This is a genomic window from Deinococcus marmoris (assembly GCF_001949125.1).
In the GTDB taxonomy this organism is placed as follows: domain Bacteria; phylum Deinococcota; class Deinococci; order Deinococcales; family Deinococcaceae; genus Deinococcus; species Deinococcus marmoris_A.
Genome location: NZ_MSTI01000066.1, coordinates 129,697 through 150,054, shown reverse-complemented (window position 1 = coordinate 150,054; position 20,358 = coordinate 129,697). Strand labels below are relative to the sequence as shown.

The 20,358-nt window shown below is 66.3% G+C and carries 20 protein-coding genes; 14 read left to right on the top strand and 6 right to left on the bottom strand.

Annotated elements, in window-relative coordinates; translation table 11 throughout:
• Positions 1–104 precede the first annotated feature (104 nt).
• A complete protein-coding gene (locus tag BOO71_RS10025) occupies positions 105–803 on the top strand; it encodes a hypothetical protein (protein WP_075831859.1) in 699 nt (232 codons plus the stop codon).
• A 38-nt stretch (positions 804–841) separates the two neighbouring features.
• On the opposite strand, the gene BOO71_RS10020 is transcribed toward BOO71_RS10025, so the two are convergent.
• Positions 842–1,258: a carboxymuconolactone decarboxylase family protein gene (locus BOO71_RS10020; RefSeq protein ID WP_075831857.1), complete on the bottom strand. Its 417-nt coding sequence runs from the start codon at positions 1,256–1,258 to the stop codon at positions 842–844.
• Positions 1,259–1,532: 274 nt separating this feature from the next.
• On the opposite strand from BOO71_RS10020, the gene BOO71_RS10015 reads away from it, so the two are divergent.
• The 5 genes from BOO71_RS10015 to BOO71_RS09995 all read left to right on the top strand — a co-directional run bounded on the left by BOO71_RS10015 (position 1,533) and on the right by BOO71_RS09995 (position 6,536).
• Positions 1,533–3,770 carry an ATP-dependent Clp protease ATP-binding subunit gene (locus BOO71_RS10015; protein WP_075831855.1) on the top strand — a complete coding sequence of 746 codons (2,238 nt, stop codon included), beginning with the start codon at positions 1,533–1,535 and terminating at the stop codon, positions 3,768–3,770.
• A gap of 180 nt (positions 3,771–3,950) precedes the next feature.
• Entirely contained in the window at positions 3,951–4,154 is a 204-nt protein-coding gene (locus BOO71_RS10010; protein ID WP_075831853.1) for a hypothetical protein, read from the top strand.
• Between the two features lie 66 nt (positions 4,155–4,220).
• The gene (locus BOO71_RS10005; RefSeq protein ID WP_075831851.1) at positions 4,221–4,553 is read left to right on the top strand and encodes a DUF2087 domain-containing protein; all 333 of its coding nucleotides are present in this window, start codon (positions 4,221–4,223) and stop codon (positions 4,551–4,553) included.
• An 8-nt stretch (positions 4,554–4,561) separates the two neighbouring features.
• On the top strand, positions 4,562–5,914 hold the full coding sequence (gene radA, locus BOO71_RS10000; RefSeq protein ID WP_075831849.1) for a DNA repair protein RadA: 1,353 nt from the start codon (positions 4,562–4,564) through the stop codon (positions 5,912–5,914).
• 208 nt (positions 5,915–6,122) lie between these two features.
• A complete protein-coding gene (locus BOO71_RS09995) occupies positions 6,123–6,536 on the top strand; it encodes a VOC family protein (protein ID WP_075831847.1) in 414 nt (137 codons plus the stop codon).
• Positions 6,537–6,767: 231 nt separating this feature from the next.
• Here the strand turns inward: BOO71_RS09995 and BOO71_RS09990 are convergent, their stop codons facing one another.
• From BOO71_RS09990 to BOO71_RS09975, 4 genes are all read right to left on the bottom strand, one after another.
• Positions 6,768–7,265 (bottom strand): CAP domain-containing protein, encoded by a 498-nt coding sequence (locus BOO71_RS09990; protein ID WP_075831845.1) that lies wholly within the window; start codon positions 7,263–7,265, stop codon positions 6,768–6,770.
• Between the two features lie 70 nt (positions 7,266–7,335).
• Positions 7,336–9,384, bottom strand: coding sequence for a M3 family metallopeptidase (locus BOO71_RS09985; protein WP_075831843.1), 2,049 nt, complete (start codon positions 9,382–9,384; stop codon positions 7,336–7,338).
• A gap of 207 nt (positions 9,385–9,591) precedes the next feature.
• Positions 9,592–10,773: a cation:proton antiporter gene (locus BOO71_RS09980; protein WP_075831841.1), complete on the bottom strand. Its 1,182-nt coding sequence runs from the start codon at positions 10,771–10,773 to the stop codon at positions 9,592–9,594.
• A gap of 76 nt (positions 10,774–10,849) precedes the next feature.
• Positions 10,850–11,338 (bottom strand): cation:proton antiporter regulatory subunit, encoded by a 489-nt coding sequence (locus BOO71_RS09975; RefSeq protein WP_075831839.1) that lies wholly within the window; start codon positions 11,336–11,338, stop codon positions 10,850–10,852.
• Between the two features lie 111 nt (positions 11,339–11,449).
• On the opposite strand from BOO71_RS09975, the gene BOO71_RS09970 reads away from it, so the two are divergent.
• The 3 genes from BOO71_RS09970 to BOO71_RS09960 all read left to right on the top strand — a co-directional run bounded on the left by BOO71_RS09970 (position 11,450) and on the right by BOO71_RS09960 (position 14,794).
• Entirely contained in the window at positions 11,450–12,646 is a 1,197-nt protein-coding gene (locus tag BOO71_RS09970) for a YbfB/YjiJ family MFS transporter (RefSeq protein WP_083653320.1), read from the top strand.
• Positions 12,647–12,679: 33 nt separating this feature from the next.
• Positions 12,680–13,450, top strand: coding sequence for an HNH endonuclease (locus BOO71_RS09965; RefSeq protein WP_075831837.1), 771 nt, complete (start codon positions 12,680–12,682; stop codon positions 13,448–13,450).
• Between the two features lie 117 nt (positions 13,451–13,567).
• The gene (locus tag BOO71_RS09960; protein ID WP_217694879.1) at positions 13,568–14,794 is read left to right on the top strand and encodes a homoaconitate hydratase family protein; all 1,227 of its coding nucleotides are present in this window, start codon (positions 13,568–13,570) and stop codon (positions 14,792–14,794) included.
• A gap of 29 nt (positions 14,795–14,823) precedes the next feature.
• Here BOO71_RS09960 and BOO71_RS09955 read toward each other — a convergent pair whose 3' ends face one another.
• Positions 14,824–15,228, bottom strand: a complete 405-nt coding sequence (locus tag BOO71_RS09955; RefSeq protein ID WP_075831835.1) for a YchJ family protein — start codon at positions 15,226–15,228, stop codon at positions 14,824–14,826.
• A gap of 134 nt (positions 15,229–15,362) precedes the next feature.
• Here BOO71_RS09955 and BOO71_RS09950 point away from each other — a divergent pair, with 134 nt between their 5' ends.
• The 5 genes from BOO71_RS09950 (at position 15,363) to BOO71_RS09930 (ending at position 20,170) form a co-directional block, all read left to right on the top strand.
• Positions 15,363–16,223, top strand: a complete 861-nt coding sequence (locus BOO71_RS09950) for a TrmH family RNA methyltransferase (RefSeq protein WP_075831833.1) — start codon at positions 15,363–15,365, stop codon at positions 16,221–16,223.
• On the top strand, positions 16,220–17,431 hold the full coding sequence (locus BOO71_RS09945; RefSeq protein ID WP_075831831.1) for a hypothetical protein: 1,212 nt from the start codon (positions 16,220–16,222) through the stop codon (positions 17,429–17,431). The genes BOO71_RS09950 and BOO71_RS09945 overlap by 4 nt, the downstream gene beginning before the upstream one ends.
• 66 nt (positions 17,432–17,497) lie before the next feature.
• Positions 17,498–17,794: a GNAT family N-acetyltransferase gene (locus tag BOO71_RS09940; RefSeq protein ID WP_075831829.1), complete on the top strand. Its 297-nt coding sequence runs from the start codon at positions 17,498–17,500 to the stop codon at positions 17,792–17,794.
• Positions 17,795–17,832: 38 nt separating this feature from the next.
• Entirely contained in the window at positions 17,833–18,693 is an 861-nt protein-coding gene (locus BOO71_RS09935) for an MBL fold metallo-hydrolase (RefSeq protein WP_075831827.1), read from the top strand.
• Positions 18,694–18,781: 88 nt separating this feature from the next.
• Positions 18,782–20,170 carry an MATE family efflux transporter gene (locus BOO71_RS09930; protein WP_075831825.1) on the top strand — a complete coding sequence of 463 codons (1,389 nt, stop codon included), beginning with the start codon at positions 18,782–18,784 and terminating at the stop codon, positions 20,168–20,170.
• Positions 20,171–20,358: the final 188 nt, after the last annotated feature.

Here is a 20,358-nt window from a genome sequence, read left to right as displayed (position 1 = left end):
CGGGGCGTTCCTGCGCCGGGAACACCCCCGCTTTCTCCACTTCTTAAATCTGTCGTCAACCGTTTCATGAGGCGTTCTCATGTTGGGGGCCGAGGCTGACAGTCATGAAGAAGCTGATTTCCCTGACCATTCTTGCTGCCGCCGCGACGGCTGGCGCACAGACCCTCAACAGCGTGACCACTGCCGTCACCAACACCATCACCCGGAACAACATCGAACTCGGCCTGACCGGCGGGTACGCGGGCGGCCTGAGCGGCGAAGTGTTCGTGCATGCTCCCAACGTGATCGGCCCCGTGGGCGTCAAGGTGGGCGTGGCCTACACCCGTCCCCGCGACTCGATCAACGACTCGTCTACCAATGTGCTGGGCAGCTTCGCCGACGCCAAGAAGCCCATTTCCGAGGGCGGCCTGGGCGCTTCGGAATACGGCAGCCAGACCGTGATTTCCGTGGACGGCACCTACGGCCTGGGCGAGGTGGCCCCCGGCATCGACACGATGGTCTACGGCGGCGCGCGCTACGGCATGTTCAAGGGCACCGAGGACTACGGCACGTCGGGTGGCAGCACCACCTATTCCAGCAACTCGTTCGGTCTGGGTGCAGGCGCGATGGCCAGCTACGCCCTGACCGGCAACCTGAGCCTGGTGGGCGATCTGGGCGCGGATTACTTCTTCAAGTCCACGATCAACACCAGCAAGGGTGACTCCATTCCCACCGCCGACGGCAGCTACAGCACCTTCGACAACCGCTTCGTGCGCCCCGGCACCAACTTCAAGGCCCGCCTGGGCGTCAAGTACATGTTCTAAAGCAGGTCAATCTGAGGGGTGGACAGGCTGCGGCCCGTTCACCCCTTTTCCTTGTCTTTCTTCTGGTTTCTCTCCTGAGCGTCCAGAGAGGTCTTCAATACCTCAAAACCCGCCACCGTGCGCGGGAATCCCAGATACGGCACGCACATCATCAGCGCGCCACGCACCTCGGCCTCTGTCGCCCCGGCGTTCAGTGCGCCGCGCAGGTGGGTCCGCAGTTCCGGCGGGCTACCCAGCGAGACCAGCAGGGCGCAGGCGATCAGCTCCTGGGTTTTCAGGTCCAGCGCCGAGCTGTCGTAGACGGTGTCGTAGGCAAAATTCTGGATGTGGGCGGCCAGATCGGCGTCCAGCCCCTGCAACCGTTCCATGATGCGGTCATGCTGGGAGCCGAAAACGGTCCTCCTGGCGCGGCCTTCGGGCTGTTCTGCGGGGGCACCGTGTTCAGTGTCGGTCATGCCGCCCAGGGTAACGGGCGACTGACGATCTGGGGGCCAAAGCTGGCTATTGGGGCACGAAAGAAGGCCGTCAGGTGGGAAGGCTTACAGTACAGGGGGGCAAGAACGTAAGTTTAGGCGCGTCTGGCGCACCACGGATACTCTAAACTCGGGACGGTCCATCCACTCCAACCGTCCACCCCATCAGTCCACCCGACTCCAGTACCCTCCACCGCTTTCTGCGTTCTGAACGAGCCACGCGCGCATGTGCGATTTCGCCCCCTGGGGGTCTTCCATGAACAGATACGATGACCGCGCCCGACTCGTGTTCCACTATGCTCGCGAGGAAGGCAACCGCCTGGGCCACGCGATGGTCGGCCCCGAACACCTGCTGCTGGGCCTGATGCGCGAGGGCGGCACCGCCGCCACCATCCTGACCGAATTCGGGGCCAGCCTAGACGGCCTGCGCCGCCGCGTCGAGGAAATCATCGGGCGCGGCGAGGGCAACCGCCTGAACGACGCCCCCAGCATCACGCCGCGCGCCCGCCGGGTGATGGAACTCGCCAGTTCTGAGGCCCGCAGTCTGGGCGCACAGGTGACCAGCACCGAACACATTCTGCTGGGCATCATCCGCGAGGGCGACGGCGTGGCCTTCCGCATCTTGCAGGAGCTGACCAAGGATGTGGATACCATCCGCTGGCGCATCCTGGCGCAGGGCGAGAACGGCGGCGGCAAGCCTGCCAAGCCCGTGGCGACCCCCTTTCTGGACGAGTATGGCCGTGACCTGACCAAGTGGGCGCGCGAGGGCAAGCTGGACCCGGTGATCGGGCGCAGCGAGGAAATCCGCCGCGTGACCCAGATCCTGACCCGCCGCACCAAGAACAACCCGGTCCTGATCGGTGATCCCGGCGTGGGCAAGACCGCCATCGTGGAGGGGCTGGCCCTCGCCATCGTCGAGAAGCGCACGCCACCCAACCTGCACGGCATCCGCCTGATCAGCCTGGACCTGTCCGGCGTGGTGGCGGGCACCAAATACCGGGGCGAGTTCGAGGAACGCCTGCGCCAGATCATCGAGGAGTTACGGAACGCCAAGGTGATGGCCTTTATCGACGAACTGCATACCCTGGTGGGCGCGGGCGGTGCGGAAGGCACGCTGGACGCAGCCAATATCCTCAAGCCAGCGCTCAGCCGGGGCGAGATTCAGGTGATCGGCGCGACGACGACGGGCGAGTATCACCGCTACATCGAAAAAGATGCCGCTCTGGAACGCCGTTTCCAGCCTGTGATCGTGCTGGAACCCAGCCCCGCCGAAACATTGCAGATTCTGCGTGGCCTGCGTCCCAAGTACGAGGAACACCACGGCGTGCAGATTCCTGATGCCGCTCTGGAACTGGCCGTCCGCATCGGCGAGCGCAGCCTACCGGGGCGCAACTTTCCCGACAAGGCCATCGACCTGATCGACGAGGCCGCCAGCCGCGTGCGCCTGAACATGAGCATCGATCTGCCGGTGGCCGAGAACGAGGACGGCGAACCCTACGTGACCCGCGAGGACATCGAGAGCGTCATCAACTCGATGGGCGGGATTTACAGCGAGGAGACTGCCGAACAACTCGGCGATCTGGAGGCCAGCCTGGAAGATCAGGTCTACGGCCAGCCGGACGCCATCAAGGCCCTCAGCTCCGCGCTGCGCCGCGCCCGCGTGGGCCTGGGCGGACGCACCCGCGTGGCGGCCAGCTTTCTGTTCGTCGGCCCCAGCGGCGTGGGCAAGACGCACCTGGCCCGCGCCCTGTCCCGCAGCCTGTTCCACTCCGAGCGCTCGCTGATCCGGGTGGACATGTCCGAGTTCCAGGAAAGCCACAGCATCAGCAAGCTGATCGGCTCTCCTCCCGGCTACGTGGGTTACGAGCAGGGCGGACGCCTGACCGAGGCGGTGCGCCGTCAGCCGTTCAGCGTGATCCTGCTGGATGAGATCGAGAAGGCGCACCCGGACGTGTACAACACCTTCTTGCAGGTGCTGGACGATGGCCGCCTGACCGATGGCCTGGGCCGCGCGGTGGATTTCCGGCGCACCATCATCATCATGACCAGCAACACCGGGTTCAACGTCGGCCCCACCGTCGGCTTCAGCCCGGTGACGCCGGACAACAACGCGCCGCTGCGTCAGATCTTTACACCAGAGTTCCTGGACCGCCTGGACGACGTGATCCGCTTCAAGCCGCTGGGCGAGCCGGAACTGGTGCGCGTGGCCCAGCAACTGATGGGCGAGATGACCGAGGAACTGGCCAGCCGCGAGCTGAACGTCACCTTCGATCCGGCGATTGCCTCGTGGCTGGTGGGCAAGCTCAAGGCCCGCAGCCCCAAGCACGCGGTGGGCAGTTCCCGCCAGTTGCGAACGCTGGTGCGCGAGGAAATCGAGGACCCGCTGTCCCTGGAACTGATCAGCCGCGACGGCGATCAGGTGCGCGTGGTCCTGACCGATGCGGGCCTGCAATTCGAGCGCGGAACGACGGCCCCACCACAGATCCTGGCCTGACCAGAAATTTCTCCCTTGTCCCTCTCCCCAGTGGAGAGGGCTTTTTTGTTCCCGCCCTTCTCACCCCGCCCATCATCTTGATCCAACCCGCCGAAAGAGTCCTGCCAGACGGTGTGCGGCAGAGTGGGAACGAAGGCGAGTTGCCCGGCCCTCAAAGGACTGTTCCCCTTGGATTTCGTCATGTGCCTGAAAACATCTGCGCTGGCCGGGGGCCGTGAACACCTGCTCGTCGGCGCGGCCTGGACCGTCTGTATCGCCTCGCTGGGCTTCGGCCTTCAGCGCAGGCTCGCCCAGCGAATCACCATCAGTGTCCTGATCGTTTTTGGCCTGCTGCTGCTGCTGGGCAGCGTATACGTGGATTGCCTGAAGCCCTCGCTGTTGTAGAGCGCCCCTGCCGATTTGTGGCTCCCTGCCCGCTGCCGCCTGCCCCCAGCGGTTAGCATGTCTCCCATGACGAAAAGCATCTCCGACTTTCAGGACGACCACGGACGCATCATCGCCTGGCCCAGCAAACGTCGCCGCGTCCATCAGATGGCCATTCTGGATTACCTGACTGGCCTGTTCGAGCCGGGCGTGTCGTACAACCAGGGACAGGTGGAACGCGTCCTGGCCGACCACAGCACCCTGGAAGACCCCTCGGTCCTGCTGACCGAACTGCTGGACAGCGAATATCTGGCCACCGCCGATGGCGCGTACTGGCGCGCGGACGGGCGGCCCGGCGTGAGCGCGGAGACCTCCGAATCGTCCGGCACGCCAGAGATCAGCGTCAGCAAGAGTGGCTGAACTCCAGTATGGCTAGGGTCACCACCAAATACGTCTGCAACAGTTGCGGCTACACCTCGGCCAAACCGCTGGGCCGCTGCCCGAACTGTCAGGCATGGAACTCCTTCGAGGAGGAAGTACCCAGCGTCACGGGCGGCAAGGCGCGCGGCGGCGGAGCGGGCGGCTACGGCGGTATTTCCGGCGGAAAGCTCACGCCGCTGTCCACCGTGGGGCGGCGCGAGGAACCACGCACCTCGTCGGGCATTCTGGAACTGGACCGGGTGCTGGGCGGCGGGCTGGTGGCCGGGGGCGTCACCCTGATCGGCGGCGAGCCGGGCATCGGCAAGAGTACGCTGCTGCTTCAGGTGGCCGACAGCGTGGCGCGGGCGGGCGGCACCGTGCTGTACGTGGCGGGCGAGGAATCGCTGGAGCAGATCCGCTTGCGGGCAGACCGTCTGGGCGTGACCGCCGACATCCAGCTCACGCGTGACACCCGCGCCGAACACATCGCCGCCCTGATGAACGAACACCGCCCCGTGCTGTGCATCGTGGACAGCATCCAGACCGTGACCGTGGAGGGCGAGGGCGCGCCCGGCGGCGTGGCGCAGGTCCGCGACGGCACCTCAATGCTCACGCGCGCGGCCAAGGAAACGGGCACGGCCACCGTGCTGGTGGGGCACGTCACCAAGGACGGCACCGTGGCCGGGCCGAAGGTGATGGAACATATCGTGGACACCACGGTGTTTCTGGAGACTGTGGGGGCTTTCCGCTTGCTGCGGAGTGTCAAGAACCGCTTCGGGCAGGCGGGGGAACTGGGCGTCTTCGAGATGCGCGGCGAGGGGTTGATCGCCGTGGAAAATCCCAGCGCCGCCTTCCTGGCCGAGCGTCCAGTGGGCGTGCCCGGCAGCGTGGTGGCCGCCACCGTAGACGGCCAGCGCCCCATGCTGCTGGAAGTGCAGGCGCTGGCCAGCAAGACGCCGTATCCCAACGCCCGCCGCGTGGTGGTGGGTCTGGACCCGCGCCGGGTGGATGTGGTGCTGGCTGTGCTGGAGCGCCGCCTGGACCTGACCCTGGGCGGTCTGGACATCTACGTGAATCTGGCAGGCGGCCTGAAGGTTCCCGATCCGGGCCTGGATCTGGCCGTGGCCCTGGCGGTCTACAGCGCCGTGGTGGGCCGCGCCCTGCCCGCGAATGTAGCGGTGTTCGGTGAAGTGGGGCTGGCCGGAGAGGTCCGCAGCACGGTGGCCTCCCAGCGCCGCGCCGAGGAAGCAGCCCGCGCCGGGTACAAACGCCTGATCGTTCCACCGGGGCTGGCTGGACACACAGGCGTCAAGAGTGTGGAGGAAGCGGTGGGCGTGGTGTGGCAGACGGCGAAAGCCTGAGCAGCACAGCCTGAACCGATGGTCCAGCATAAGGGTGGCAGTCCTGCCACCCAGCCACTGGCCTGGAAGTTCCACCAGACGTGACCGCGTGTCTACGCGCTGGCAGGAAGCCTGGGGTGCGCCTCCGATCAGAGAAGAAGGCGCTGGGGCCACTACTCACGGTTCTGGCGGAGTCTGGACTAACGTTTGCGCCACCACAGGAGATCAAATGAACTGGACCCTGGAAGTCATCGTCGTTCCCGTGACTGATGTTGATCGCGCCCGCGCCTTCTACGAGGACGGGCTGGGCTTCAAGGTGGACCACGACACCCGTATGGGCGAAACGCGGCGCATCGTGCAACTGACGCCGCCGGGTTCGGGCTGCTCCATCGTGATCGGAACGGGGCTGGCAAGAATGGAACCCGGTTCGCTCCAGGGCTTGCAACTGGTGGTCAGTGATCTGCGCGCCGCCCACGCACAACTTTTAGAGCGTGGCGTGGAGGTCGGCCCGGTTCAGGTGATGGGCGCAGCAGGTGCGCGCCCCGCCACAGACGAAGATGCCCTGAACTTCGCTGGTTTCATTTTCTTCAAAGACCCGGATGGAAACGGCTGGGCCATCCAGCAGATCGACGCGCGGGCCTGACGAACTCTGTTAAGGACTCCGATTGAAAGGGGTTGGAAGCATTTGGCAATCCGAACAGGACTCGCAGAGCTGCGGCGTAGAGGAAGAGCGTCCTCTCTCCGAGCTGTGCCAGTCATCGGCGTCTGGTGATAACAAGCGTGAGCAGGAGAAAAACGGCTTCCGGGCGTGGAGTGTAGGAAGCGGGGCTGTCCAGATTTCCGCCTCGTTACAGACGGAATCCGTATGAATCGGCTATCTGGGCTGGCTGCTCAGCACGATCACGTAGGCCGTGCCGCGTGGTCCCCGCACCACACTGGCCCCGGCGTGGGTGTAACGCCCCTCGGTCATCCAGTAGCAGTGGGTGGCGCTGCCCAGCCACCAGCGCATGGCCTGTTCGGTGTCGAGGCCAGTCCCCATGTATACGATTTCGGTGACGCTGGTGGCATTGACCCCTGTGCTGGCGGCGCGGATGCGGGGCGTGCTGCCATTCTGCCCGGTGTGCGTGATGCGCCCGGAAGTAGTCATGTATCCGGCCTGAAGGCGGGCGGCCTGGGCATGGGGTGCGCTGATGCTCAAAGCGCGGGCCACAGGTCTGCGCCCACTGCCGGGGCAGCTCACGCCCTGCGTCCTGATTTCGTTCAGCCGCGCCAGAAGTTGCGCTTCTGGGGTAGCCTGGGCCTGGGCCTGAACGGCAGGAATGGCGCAGGAGGACAGCAGGGCGCAGGCGAGCAGCAGGGCACGTTTGACCATCGGCGCAGAATAACGCAAAGGCAACCCGGCTCACCCTTGAAACCGGGAGCCGGGTTGCCAGATGCGGAATTTACGCGGGCAGCAGACCGCTGCGGCGCAACAGGGCGTCCGCATCCGGGTCACGGCCCATGAATTCGCGGTAGAGCTGGGCGGGATCCTCGCTGCCGCCCCGGCTCAGCACACTGTCCACGAAGGCGCGGCCCGTATCGCGGTTGAAGATGCCCTCGCTGGCAAAGCGCGAGAAGGCGTCGGCGTCCAACACCTCGGCCCATTTGTAGCTGTAATAGCCCGCGCCGTAACCCACCGGGCTGCTGAACAGGTGGTTGAAGGCCGCTACCATCGAGTAGTCCTGGGGCAATGGGTACGGCACGAAGCGGGCCATGCTGTCGCGGGCCACCGCCACCGGGTCCGCGTCACTGGCCGGGTCGTACTCGACATGCAGCATCAGATCGGTTGCGCCGAAGGAATACTGGCGCATGGAGGTATTGGCGGCGCGGTAGTTGCGGGCGGCCACCATCTTGTCGAAGAGGTCCTGCGGCAGCGCCTCGCCCGTCTGGTAATGGCGGGCGAACAGGTCCAGCGCGTCGCGTTCCATCACCCAATTTTCCATGATCTGGCTGGGCAGTTCCACGAAGTCCCACGCGACGCTGGTCCCGCTCAGCGACTTGATCGGCACGGTGGACAGCGCGTGGTGCAGCAGGTGGCCGAACTCGTGGAACACCGTTTCCACCTCACGGATCGACAGCAGCGCGGGCGTGTCCTTGCCGGGAGGGGTCATGTTGCCGCACATCAGGCCCAAGTGGGGATCAACGCCGTCCTGGCGGGGACCGCCGGTGATGAAGCCGTTCATCCACGCTCCGGCGCGCTTGGTGTCACGGGGGAACCAGTCAGTGTAAAAGGACGCGACGTGCGTGCCGTTCTCGTCCTGGATGTCGTAATAACGCACTTCGGGGTGCCAGCCGGGAGCCTGCGCTTCCTTGACGGATGCGCCGAACACGCGGCGGGTGATCTCGAACAGGCCGGACAGCACGTTGTCGAGGGGGAAGTAGGGGCGCAGGGCTTCCTCGTCGAAATCGTACTGGGCCTGACGCTGCTTCTCGGCCCAGTAGGTGACGTCCCAGGCAGCCAGGGCGGGCGCGTCGGCTCCGGCGTGCTGGCGGTGATACGCCTCTAACTCGTCGTTCTCGCGCTCGTAGGCGGGGCGGGTGCGGGTCTCCAGATCACGCTCGAAGTTCAGGGCCGTCTCGCCGCCGCCGGCCATCCGGTCCTGCAACACGTAGTCGGCGAAGTTGGCGAAGCCCAGCAGCCCGGCCTTCTCACGGCGCAACTCCAGAATCTCGCGCACCAGCGGGCGGTTGTCGCGTCCGTCCTGCTTGCCCACCTGCTGCTGCGCTTCCCAGATCTCCTGGCGCAGTTCGCGGTCATCGGCGTAGGTCATCAGGGGCGTGGTGATCGGCTGGTGCAGGGTCAGGCGGTGGCCCTCCTTACCGCGTTCCTGGGCGTCCTCGCGGGTGGCGTCCTGCACGCGCTGGGGCACCCCCTTCAAACGCCCGGCGTCCACGTACAGCTCGTAGGCGGCGGTGGCGTCCAGCACGTTCTTGCCGAAGTCGCTGGTCACGCGGGCCAGCCGGGTGTTCAGCTCCAGCAGGCGGGCCTTGTCGCCGCCCTCCAGGTCCGCGCCCTCGCGCTTGAAGTCGTCGATGGTCAGTTTGAGGTGCCGGGCGCGCACCGGGTCCAGCCCTGCGGCGTCGTCGGTTGCGGCAAACGCCTTGAGGGCCGCCCACAGGCCAGGGTGCAGGCTGAGGTTGGTGTAGAACTCGCTGGTCTTGGGCAGGATCGCCTGCTTGGCCGCCGTCCATTCGGGGCTGCTGACCACGGCGTCCAGATGGTGAACGATGGTGGTCACGGTGCCGAGCTGCTCGGTCAGGGTGTCCAGATCGGCCATGAAGCCCTGAAACCCGCGCTCGCCGGACTTCGCGAGGCGCTCCAGGCGCTCACCCGCCTCCGAGAGCAACTGGTCCACGGCGGCCTCGGCGTGTTCGGGTTTAATCTGATCGAAGGGAACGCGGAAACCCACGTTCAGCAGTGGGTTCTCCGTCATGACACTTGCAGGGTTCATACACCGAGTATAAACAGTGGTTCAGCCCGGTCTCAGAGGAAATGCGTAGAGCGTCCGGTCATGCGGACCTCATACGGGTTCCGTCTGTAACGCGGCAGAAATCGGGACAGCGCCGATTCCCGCACTCCACGCCCGGAACCCGTTTTGCTCCTGCTCACTCCGTTCGGATTTCCAGGTGTTTCCAACACTTTTCAATCGGAGTCCGTATCATGTCGGCCCAGGGGCGGGGGCCTGTTTCTCCGGCTTTTTGCGGTCCAGCAGCGGCGCGAGCTGGGCATCGAAGCGCGACAGCACCGGCCCCAGGATGGCGGTTAAAAGCACATAGACGGCGGCCAGCGGTCCCAGGCTGGGGGCCAGACCCAGGCCCAGGCCCGCGATCAGGATGCTGAATTCGCCGCGTGGAATCAGGGTGGTCCCGGCCCGGAAGCGCCCGCGAATCTGCACGCCCGCACGCCCCGCCCCGATCCAGCCCACCGCGAATTTGGTGGCCCCGGTAATCAGGGTCAGCAGGACGGCGGGCAGCAGCACGGGCGGAACCTCGGCCAGATTCAGTTGCAGGCCGAAAAAGACGAAGAAGACGGCGGCGAACAGGTCACGCAGCGGCTCGATCTGCCGCCGCGCCCGGTCTGCCACCTCACCCGAGAGCGCGATGCCCACCAGAAACGCGCCGATGGCCGCGCTCACCTTGAGCTGGTCCGCCACACCTGCCACCACCAGCACCAGCCCCAGCACGCCCAGCAGCAATGCCTCGTCGCTGGGCACGTTCATCACGCGGCTCAGGACATGGCCGTATCTGAGGGCCAGAAAGAAGGCCAACCCGAAGGCGGCCAGCGCCACCAGCAGGTTGACCCCCACCGCCACCAGCGTGCCGCCGATGAGCAGGGCGGCCACCACCGGCAGGTAGGCGGCCATCACCACGTCCTCGATCACGCACACCGCCAGGATCACGGGCGTTTCGCGGTTGCCCAGCCTCCCCAGGTCACGCAGGATCTTGCTGGCAATGCCGCTGGAGGTCAGGTAGGTGACGCCGCCCAGCAGCACGGCGGCCATCGGGGTAAAGCCCAGCAGAAAGCCCGCGATCAGCCCCGGCGTGAAATTGAGGGCCAGATCAATGATGCCGATCTGCCGGTTGGCCTTCATGTTGTTGCTGAGTTCCTCGCTGGTGTATTCCAGCCCCAGCGTGAACAGCAGCAGCACCGCGCCGATCTCCGCGCCGGTGTGGATGAATTCCTCGGGGGCGTTGCCCAGCGACATGAACGCGCCCAGGCCGATGCCCGCCAACAGGTACAGCGGAATGGGCGTGATGCCCAGGCGTCCGGCGGCGCGGCCCACCAGGGCCAGCAGAAAGATCACGCCGCCCAGTTCCAGAAACAGTTGGCCCAGCTCCACGCTTCACCTCCCCGGTGTTGTGGGAGGATGAATCACGGGGTTTCGACCAGCGATTTGACCGGTTTGGCCGGTTTTTTCATGGGTCGCCGTTCAGCAGCCGCGCGGCGCGGGTCACGCCGTCCGCCGTGCCCACCACCACCACCGTGTCCCCGGCGCGCAGGATAAATTCCGGCCCCGGCGCGGGAATCGCTCCGCCGCCCCTGATCACGGCCACGATGCTGGCCCCGGTGCGGGTTCTCATCATGGCGCTGCCCAGCGGTTGACCACTGTACGGCGTGCTGTCGGCCAGCGGCAGCCAGTCCATCGCCAGGCCCTCGATGTCCTGCATGCTCTGGGCCATCCGGCGGGTCACGGTGCTGCCGCCCAGCAGATCGGCCACCACCTCCGACTCCTTCTCGTCCAGCACGATGCTCTGGGCACAGGAGTCGGGGTCCTCGCGCAGGGATACGAACAGTTCGCGCCGCCCGTCGCGGTGCGTGATCACGCCCACGCGTTTGCCAAATTTGCCATCGAAATCGTAGCGCATGCCCACGCCGGGCAGGGAGGTTTCATCGAGCTTGACCATTCGTTCAGGATACTGGGTTATATGCGCCGGGAAGCGGCAGTGGGTTGCTATGGGGCGGGTGGGGCAAGGGCCAAGGCCACGCCATCCATCGCCGCCGCCCTATCCTGGGCCGTGGCCGTTCCTTCCGTTTCCACTCCTGCGTCCCTGCCAGAACTGTCACTGTCCGCCCTGTGGCCCACGCTGGGGCTGGCCCTGGGTCCGGCGGTGGCGCTGGGACTGGCCAGATTCGCCTACGCGCTGATGCTGCCCGCCATGCAGGGCAGTCTGGGCTGGAACTACACGCAGGCGGGCGGGCTGAACACCGCGTCCGCCGTGGGCTACCTGCTGGGCGCGGCCACTGGCGCTGGCGTGGGGCGGCGGCTGGGCCTGCGGCACGCTTTTTTGCTGGGCATGCTGATCACCGCGCTGGCCCTGCTGGCCTCCGGCCTGACCGGCAATTATTCGTGGATGCTGCTGTGGCGGGCGCTGGCCGGGGTGGGGGGGGCCGTGACCTTCGTGACCGGCGGGGCGCTGGCCGCCGAGCTGGCCTCCCGTTTCAACGCCCGCAGCGGGGGCCTGATCGTGGGTGGGTATTTTGGCGGGGTGGGGCTGGGCATCATGGCTTCGGGCGCGGTGGTTCCGGCGCTGCTGGCTGCCGGGGTGCGCTGGGAAGGCGCGTGGTGGGCGGTGGGCGCGCTGGCCCTGGCCGCGTGTGCCTACTCGTGGCGCAGCACCGTGGGCATGGGCGGGCGGGTGGCGGGCGCGGGGGGCGGTGGCGTGAGACTGAATCTGATCCCTCTGACGCCTACCCTGATCTCCTATTTTCTGTTCGGCGCGGGCTACGTGTCGTACATGACCTTCGTGATCGCCTTCCTGCGCGGCGAGGGGCTGGGTTCGGGGGCGGTGGCCGCCTTCTGGATCGTGCTGGGCGCGGCGGTGGTGGCGTCCTCGTGGGTGTGGCGAGACCCGATTGCGCGCTGGCCCACCCGGCAATCGCTGGCGCTGATCCTGCTGGTGCTGGCGATTGGCACAGCGTTGCCGCTGGCCTCGGCGGCGCTGCTGCCGGTGTTCGTGTCGGGCATCCTGTTCGGCGGCTGCTTTCTGGCGGTCATCGCCGCAATCACGGCTCTGGTGCGCCGCACGCTGCCGGGCGCAGTCTGGGCCTCGGCCCTGGGCGCGGCCACCGCCACCTTTTCTGCCGGGCAGGTGCTGGGGCCGATCTGGTCTGGCTGGCTCTCGGATATCACCGGGACGCTGAACTGGGGCCTGCTGGGTTCGGCGCTGCTGCTGCTGATCGGGGCAGCGGTGGCGACGGGGCAGCGTGAGTAGGGATAAGGGACGTCCGTTCACACTGGAGGGCAGATGATGGACCACTCGAAATGGACTGCTGAGGACTACAAAAACGCCATCCAGACCTTGAATCTCAAGGGCAAGTTGACGCCGACGCGGGCGAAGATGCTGCGCGTGCAATATGACGCATCTGAACACACGCTGATCGAGCCGGAATTGACTGCCCAGATGGGTTGGTCAGGCCACAAGGGCAACTCTGATTACGGCAAGCTGGGCAAGCTGCTGGGCGCTGAACTGCTGGATGCTGGCCCTGAATCTGTGGGGCAGGGGTGGCCGTTCCTATCCTCTGGCAAATGGCGCGAGAATGACGATGACCGCTGGCCTGGGGAACGCTTCTTCTGGGCTATGCGTCCGGCTCTGGCTCAGGCATTAGAGGAGCTTGGATTGGTACAGAAAATACCAGTTGAGCAGACGGCAGCCGCCCCAGAAATCGAACCCGAATTGGGCGATTTGCCGCCCCAAACGTACCTGGAAGGCGCAACCCACCAAGTCATCGTCAACGCCTATGAGCGTAACCGCACTGCGCGGCAAGCCTGCGTCGATTATCACGGCACCATCTGCTCGGTCTGCGACTCCGATCTGGGCGAGTTCTACGGCCCCATCGCCTACGACTTCATCCACGTCCACCACCTCAAACCCCTTTCTGAAATCGGCGCAGGCTACAGCGTGAACCCACAAACTGACCTTTTGCCCGTCTGTCCCAACTGCCACGCCATGCTGCACCGAACTACACCGCCCCTGACGGTAGAACAGCTCAGAGAAATGATTCAGGAGGCCCACTGAAGAATGTCTGAACTGGCGTTCGCCAACTTCCTGCCCTCTATTCCAGTCAAGCTCACGCCGTTCCTGGTGTATAGAGGGCACAATAGCCCCATGATGTCCGCCAGCAAGCCCCAGACGATGGCCGAGAAGATCCTCTCCCAGCGCGGCGACAAAACCGTGTATGCCGGAGACCTCGCCGTGGTGGAAGTCGATCAGGTGATGGTGGTGGATTCGATTGCCCAGAGTTTTATCGAGCGCATGCAAAAAGACCTAGAAGCACTGCCCAAATACCCGGAGCGCGTGTCCATCGTGGTGGACCATGTGGCCCCCGCCAGCACCGTCAGCGTGGCGCAGGCGCAGAAAGAGGCCCGCGAATACGCTGCCCAGACGGGTGTGGCCCTGTTCGACGTGGGGCGCGGCATCTGTCATCAGGTGCTGATGGAGGAGGGGCTGGCCCAACCCGGCTGGATCGTGCTGGGCAGCGACAGCCACAGCACCACCTACGGCGCGGTGGCCGCCTTCGGCACAGGCATGGGCGCAACCGATATCGCCCTGGCCGCTGCCAGCGGCAAAACGTGGCTAAAGGTGCCCGAAAGCGTCAAGGTCACCTTTGCGGGCGAACTGAGGAACGGCGTGAGCGCCAAGGATGTGGCCCTGGAAATGATCCGCACGCTGGGAGCGGACGGCGCGACGTACCAGAGCATAGAGATTCATGCCGGGGACCGTTTCACGCGCGGGGAACGCATGACGCTGGCCAATCTGTGTGTGGAGGCGGGCGCGAAGGTGGGCCTCGTCGTGCCCGGCGGTGAAATCCTGACGATGTACGACGTGCCGGACTGGGTCTATCCCGATGACGGCGCAACCTATGTCCAGCACATCCAACTCGATCTGAGTGTCCTGAACCCCCGCATGAGCGCCCCCAGCGAGGTGGACAACGTGCATGACGTGTCCGAGCTGCGCGGCCTCAAGGTAGATCAGGTCTTTATCGGCACCTGCACCAACGGGCGGCTGGAAGACCTGCACGCCGCCGCCGAGGTGTTGCGCGGCCACAAGGTCAGCCCCGGCACGCGACTGCTAGTCATTCCGGCCAGTTCGCAGGTCATGGAAGCGGCGATGGAAGACGGCACGCTGCTGACCCTGCAACGCGCCGGGGCGGTGCTGGGCACGCCGGGCTGCGGGCCGTGCATGGGCCGGCATCAGGGCGTGCTTGCGCCGGGTGAGGTCTGCGTGTCCACCAGCAACCGCAATTTCATAGGCCGCATGGGCGACAAGGACGCGCAGATTTACCTGGCCTCGCCCGCTGTGGCGGCGGCGACGGCGGTGATGGGGAGAATTGCTTTGCCGGGGGATGTGGGGGCGGCGTAACCGCAAGTGCGATGGGGACAGGTCCGCGTTTACCCTTCCGGTGCGTCCAGCGTCGGCGGCGTGATGTCGTCCACATAGACCCAGCGCCCGTCCACCTGTTCAAACAGGCTGCGTTCGCGTAGCACGTACCGCTCGCCCCGGTTCACTTGCAGGGCGGCACTGAATTCCACCTCGTTGCCACTGGCCTCGTAGACTTTCAGGGACAGGTAACGGGTGGCCGGATTCAGGTGCAGGTCCGCCGGGCGCGTGTCCGGGTGCCAGGTGGCCAGCACGTAGGCGGCGTTGCCCAGCGCGTAGGCCGAGTAGCGCGAGCGCATCAGGGCTTCAGGGGTGGGCGCGGGCCGCGAACCGTCATGCGCCGGGCCGCAGCAGTGGGCATAGCTGTGCCCAGAGCCACACGGACAGGTTTTGAACGGGGGGTAGGCCAGCGGCATGGGGTCAAGCTAACGCAGCCAGGGGTATGGGGTGGGGTCAGATGAACCGGGTACAGCGTCTGAGCGGGCGCTGCTGACCACAGCCGTCCTGTTGTCACGGCGCAGACAGAGGAGGTTTGCCATAATGGCCGGGCATGACCCGCGCCGATCCCAGCACCCCTCCCATTACCTCGTTGCAAAATCCGCAGCTCAAGCGGCTGGTCCGCCTGCACGCCCGGCGGGGCCGGGAGCAGGAGGGCGTCATTCTGATCGAGGGGGCGCGGGAGCTTTCGCGGGCACTGGGCGCGGGCGTGATGCCCACGGAGATCTTCAGTTGCCCCGAACTGCACAGCCCGGAGGCTGCCGGGATCGCTGCACTTCTGCCCCTGACCGCCACCGAACTGTCGCGGGCCGCCTTCGAGAAGGTCAGCGGGCGCGAGAATCCCGACGGGCTGCTGGCGGTGGCGAGCCGTCCTGTGGTGGCCCTGCCCGATCTGGCCGCCGACGCCGTGGTGGTGGTGCTGGACGGCCTGGAGAAACCCGGCAACGTGGGCGCGATCCTGCGGACGGCGGACGCCTCGGGTGCGGCGGCGGTGCTGGTGCTGGGGCGCGGCGCGGACCCCTACGGTCCCAACGTGATCCGTGCCAGCCAGGGCAGCGTGTTTGCCCTGCCGGTGGTGGCGCTGGACGAAGCTGGGGCCTACGCTTATCTAACGGCGCAGGGCTGCGTGACGGTGGCCTGCACCCCCGACGCGCCGCACGTCTACTGGGACGCGCCGCTGACCGGGCGGCTGGCGCTGCTGCTGGGCACCGAACACGGAGGGCTGCCCGCACACTGGCGTCAGGCCGGGAATGGGGGCGGCCTGAGCGTCCGCATTCCCATGCAGCCCGGCAGCGCCGCCGATAGCCTGAACGTAGCCACCGCCGCCGCGCTGGTGCTGTTCGAGTGTGCCCGCCAGCGGCGCAGGACTGGGACCCAGAGTGCTGAGACTGGGAGTGCCGGGGCCAGTCCATGAGCCACGATCCGTACCGCGAGTGGCTGCGGACCCGACTGGGGCAGGAACTGGGCCTGCACGGGGCCGAGACGGCGATTGAGGGCGCGGTGCAGCGCCGGGGCTGGCCTGCGCTGCGGGCGCTGGGGCCGCGAGATGTGGTAGCCGTATTGCAGGACGTGTACAGCGGGCTACGCCAGACCGTTGGGGATACCCGCGCCGACAGTTGGCTGCAAAGCACCACGGTGGACCTGGCGGAGTACGCCCAGACAGTCCCGGTCCCGGCCCAGCCCACCCCCGGCCCGCTGGCCCCCGAAGCCACGCCCGCGCCGCTGCGCTGGGGACGGCGGGCGCATGACCTGCCGCTGCTGCTGGCCCGTGCCAACGCCGAGATCGCGGGCCGCAGTCTGGGGGCCATCCGCGCCGATCCCACGCTGCGGGGGCTGGCCGGGACCGCCGAGTGGGACGTGCAGGCCACCCTGGCCGAGGTGCGCCGCTGGGAAACCGAGAAGATGCTGAGCAGCCTGCGGGCCGATCACTCGCGCACCGAGGTGGCCGACGCCGTGGCCGCCGCCGCCGCCCAGGCCGAGTGGCTGCGCCTGAATGTCCGCGAACTCCAGGCCGAACTCAAGGGCGGCCAGAACGTGGTGGCCCAACTGGCCCACGCCCGCCTGACCCTGACCCAGCTCGATGCCTTCCTGCAAGCCTTCACGCCGCTGATCGAGGCGGGTGACGCCGATCAGCCCCTGCCGCCCGGCGAGGCCAGACTGGACCGCGATTTCTTCTCGCTGGAAGTGCCGCTGAACCCGGCGGTGCTGCGTGCCCGCCACGCCCTGAAGCTGGCGCAGTGGCGGGCCGAGGCCGGGCAGGACGCGGGGGCCGCCACCGCCCAGGCCCAGCAGGCCCTGGAGGCCGCCGAGACGGAGGCGCGGGCGCAACTGGAAACCACCCTGCACACGGCCCGTACCGCTCAGGCCCGGTTCGCGCCGCTGCGCCAGCAGGTGGGGGCGCTGGAGGAACGCCTGAAGGTGCTGGGGCAGCGCGGCGGCGATCCCCTGAGTCTGGCGCGCGTGCGGCTGGAATGGCGGCAGGCGCGTGCGGCGGCCCGCGTGCAGGCCCACCTGCTGGAACAGGCCATGCGTCTGCTGGAATCCCTGGTGGACGCAGGAGTGACGTCGGATCAGGCCCTCAATCAGGGAGCAGCTCAGAACCCGGAACAGACCGAGAACTGACCGACAGCAAGAAACTTTCAAGTCTGTCCGTGACACGTCAAAAGTCTTACGCTTTACCCTGCATTCATGACCAGCGATTCAGGCAACATCACTTTCAAAGACAATGAGGGCGCGCAGCAGTACGAGGTTTACGTGGATGGCCAACTGGCCGGGCACGCCGCCTACCGCCCACTAGACGACGCCCGCGAACTGCCTCACACCGAATTGAAGGACCAGTACGAAGGGCAGGGCCTCGGCTCCAGACTGGTTCAGTTTGCGCTGGACGATCTGCGGAAGCGCGGCCTGAACGTTGTTCCCACCTGCCCCTTCGTCGCGGGTTACATCAGCAAGCACCCCGAATATCAGGATCTGATGCAGGGCTAACCACCCATCTGCTACCTAACGTTTGTTAGTCTGACCCGATGGCCTGGAATCACACGCGGCAGATCGGAGAAGTAAAAGTCACCAGCCTCACGGACGCCAGCTTTGGCCTGGACGGCGGCGCGATGTTCGGCAGCGTGCCCAAGGCGCTGTGGGAGCGGGTGGCCCCGGCAGACGAGCAGAACCGTATCGCGCTCAGGATCAATCCACTGCTGATCCAGTTGGGCGAGGAAAACATCCTGATCGAGACCGGCTTCTGGGACCGGGGCGGCGAGAAATTCGAGTCGATCTATGGCCTGGACCGGGACGAGACGGTGTTCCGGGGTCTGCAAAACGTGGGCCTGACCCCGGATGACATCCATCTGGTGATCAACACCCACCTCCACTTCGATCATGCTGGGCGCAATACCACGGCGCTGAACGAGCCGACGTTTCCCAACGCCCGCTACGCCGTGCAAAAGCGCGAGCTTGACGACGCCCGCCACACCCACGAGCGCAGCCGCGCCAGCTACGTGCCGGACACCTTTGAGCCTATCGCGGACGCCGGGCTGTTCGACCTGATCGACGGCGAACACGAGCTACGCCCCGGCCTGAGCGTGTTGCCGTTGCCCGGCCACAACCTGGGCCAGCAGGGCGTCGTGCTGCGAAGTGGCGGTCAGACACTGGTATACGTCGCGGATCTGATTCCCACGCTGGCCCACACGCCGTTGCCGTACATCATGGGCTATGACCTGTACCCGGTGACCACGCTGGAAACCCGCAAGACGTACCTGCCGCAGTGGTTCGAGCAGAACGCGGTCATCTGCACCCCACACGATCCGCGCACGCCGTTTGCCCGCTTGCAGGAGAATCCGAAGGGCGGTTTCGTGGCGGTGCCCGACGAGGGAGAGCCTCAGAAATAGGCGCGGGGGAGGGGGGCCGGACGGCCTGATCCTCCCTCCGCCATCTGGCTGATTTCTCCCGGCCCCGGAAGGTGTAGTCTGGCGCGTTATGTCTGCCATCCCCATCTTCTCTCCACCGTCTGAAACGATTAAGTCGCCCATGCGCGAGATCGCCTCCATTGCCGTTCCGGTCAGTCTGGAGATGGTCATCCAACTGCTGCTGACCTTTATCAACCAGATCATCGTTGGGGCGCTGGGGGCGGTGGCGGTGGCGGCGGTGGGCCTGACCGGCAGCCTCAGCTTCCTGTTTTTCGTGACGCTGGGCGCGCTGGGTTCAGGGACCAGCATTCTGATCGCGCGTCGGGCCGGGGCCAACGACAGCGCGGGCGTCAACCAGACCCTGAGCGTGACGCTGGTGGTCAGTCTGGTGCTGGCGGGCGCGTTGACCGTGCCGATCATCCTGAACGCCGATACGTTGCTGCGGCTGGCAGGCGGCGCGGAGGACGTGACCCGCACCGCCGTGCCGTACATGCAGGTGGGCATGCTGGCGCTGGTGCCAGGGGTGCTGGGCTGGATCTTCAGCGGGGCGCTGCGCTCGCTGGGGCACGCCCGCACGCCGCTGGTGGTCACCAGTTTCACGGTGGTGGTGGAAAGTCTGGCGGCTTATGGTCTGGTGTTCGGCGTCGGCCCGCTGCCAGAGCTGGGCGTGGTGGGCGCGGCGTGGGCGCTGGTCCTGGCCAACACCCTGAAAGCCGTGCTGCTGGCCTATCAGGTGTTCGGGCCGCGCCATCTGGCCGCACTGCAATTCCCTGGCCGCGACGCCCTGCGCGCCATCGCCGGGCCATTGATCGCCCTGAGTGCGCCGCTGGCCTTTACCGAATTCGCGTGGAGCCTGGGCAATTTCCTGTACACCGCCGTTTTCGCCCGCGTCGGCACGGTGGCGCTGGCAGCCAGCCAGATCGTGGCGACGCTGGAGGGCATCTTTATCGTCGGCTCGTTTGGCCTGATGAGCGCGGCCACGGTGTTTATCGGGCGTTCGCTGGGGCAGGGGGACGCGGCGGGGGCGCGGCTGTGGCTGGCCCGCATCTCGCGCGCCGGGCTGGTCACGGGTCTGGGCTTCGGCGCACTGTTCGCCCTGAGCGCCCTGATCGTCCCTGGCCTGTTCCCGAAGGTGGGCGCGGCAGTGCAGCACATTGCCCTGATCGGCATTCTGATCAACGCCAGCACGCAGATTTTCAAGGTCCGCAACATGATCGTCGGCGGCGGCATCCTGCCCAGCGCGGGCGACGGCAAGGGCATCATCATCGGGGACGTGGTGGGCGCGTTCGTGATCGGGCTACCCCTGGCGATCTGGCTGGGGCTGAACACGCCGCTGGGCGTCTGGGGCGTATTTATCGCGCGCGGCCTGGAGGAAATTGTCAAGGTGGGCATCTTCGAGTGGCGGCGGCGGCGCGTGAACTGGGAAAAGCTGGCACTGGAGCAGGCTAAAGCGGCCTGAACCACGAAGGCGGCAGGCGCGTCGGCGCTGGTCAGGCTGACGGCGAGTACAAATTGGATTGCGGCGGCTTCAAGGACAGACTGAAATAAAGCTCGCCCTGAACCCGCTTCTGGCGCGACATATGGAAGGCAAAAGGCACGCCTTCCAAGGGCGTGTGCCGTGGACCCGCCCCTCTCCTTCTCGCGTCC

Excerpts from the sequence above, each read along its gene's own strand:
- BOO71_RS10025 (WP_075831859.1), top strand. The coding sequence starts at position 105 with ATGAAGAAGCTGATTTCCCTGACCATTCTTGCTGCCGCCGCGACGGCT.
- BOO71_RS10020 (WP_075831857.1), bottom strand. The coding sequence starts at position 1,258 with ATGACCGACACTGAACACGGTGCCCCCGCAGAACAGCCCGAAGGCCGC.
- BOO71_RS10015 (WP_075831855.1), top strand. The coding sequence starts at position 1,533 with ATGAACAGATACGATGACCGCGCCCGACTCGTGTTCCACTATGCTCGC.
- BOO71_RS10010 (WP_075831853.1), top strand. The coding sequence starts at position 3,951 with ATGTGCCTGAAAACATCTGCGCTGGCCGGGGGCCGTGAACACCTGCTC.
- BOO71_RS10005 (WP_075831851.1), top strand. The coding sequence starts at position 4,221 with ATGACGAAAAGCATCTCCGACTTTCAGGACGACCACGGACGCATCATC.
- radA (WP_075831849.1), top strand. The coding sequence starts at position 4,562 with ATGGCTAGGGTCACCACCAAATACGTCTGCAACAGTTGCGGCTACACC.
- BOO71_RS09995 (WP_075831847.1), top strand. The coding sequence starts at position 6,123 with ATGAACTGGACCCTGGAAGTCATCGTCGTTCCCGTGACTGATGTTGAT.
- BOO71_RS09990 (WP_075831845.1), bottom strand. The coding sequence starts at position 7,265 with ATGGTCAAACGTGCCCTGCTGCTCGCCTGCGCCCTGCTGTCCTCCTGC.
- BOO71_RS09985 (WP_075831843.1), bottom strand. The coding sequence starts at position 9,384 with ATGAACCCTGCAAGTGTCATGACGGAGAACCCACTGCTGAACGTGGGT.
- BOO71_RS09975 (WP_075831839.1), bottom strand. The coding sequence starts at position 11,338 with ATGGTCAAGCTCGATGAAACCTCCCTGCCCGGCGTGGGCATGCGCTAC.
- BOO71_RS09965 (WP_075831837.1), top strand. The coding sequence starts at position 12,680 with ATGATGGACCACTCGAAATGGACTGCTGAGGACTACAAAAACGCCATC.
- BOO71_RS09960 (WP_217694879.1), top strand. The coding sequence starts at position 13,568 with ATGGCCGAGAAGATCCTCTCCCAGCGCGGCGACAAAACCGTGTATGCC.
- BOO71_RS09955 (WP_075831835.1), bottom strand. The coding sequence starts at position 15,228 with ATGCCGCTGGCCTACCCCCCGTTCAAAACCTGTCCGTGTGGCTCTGGG.
- BOO71_RS09950 (WP_075831833.1), top strand. The coding sequence starts at position 15,363 with ATGACCCGCGCCGATCCCAGCACCCCTCCCATTACCTCGTTGCAAAAT.
- BOO71_RS09945 (WP_075831831.1), top strand. The coding sequence starts at position 16,220 with ATGAGCCACGATCCGTACCGCGAGTGGCTGCGGACCCGACTGGGGCAG.
- BOO71_RS09940 (WP_075831829.1), top strand. The coding sequence starts at position 17,498 with ATGACCAGCGATTCAGGCAACATCACTTTCAAAGACAATGAGGGCGCG.
- BOO71_RS09935 (WP_075831827.1), top strand. The coding sequence starts at position 17,833 with ATGGCCTGGAATCACACGCGGCAGATCGGAGAAGTAAAAGTCACCAGC.
- BOO71_RS09930 (WP_075831825.1), top strand. The coding sequence starts at position 18,782 with ATGTCTGCCATCCCCATCTTCTCTCCACCGTCTGAAACGATTAAGTCG.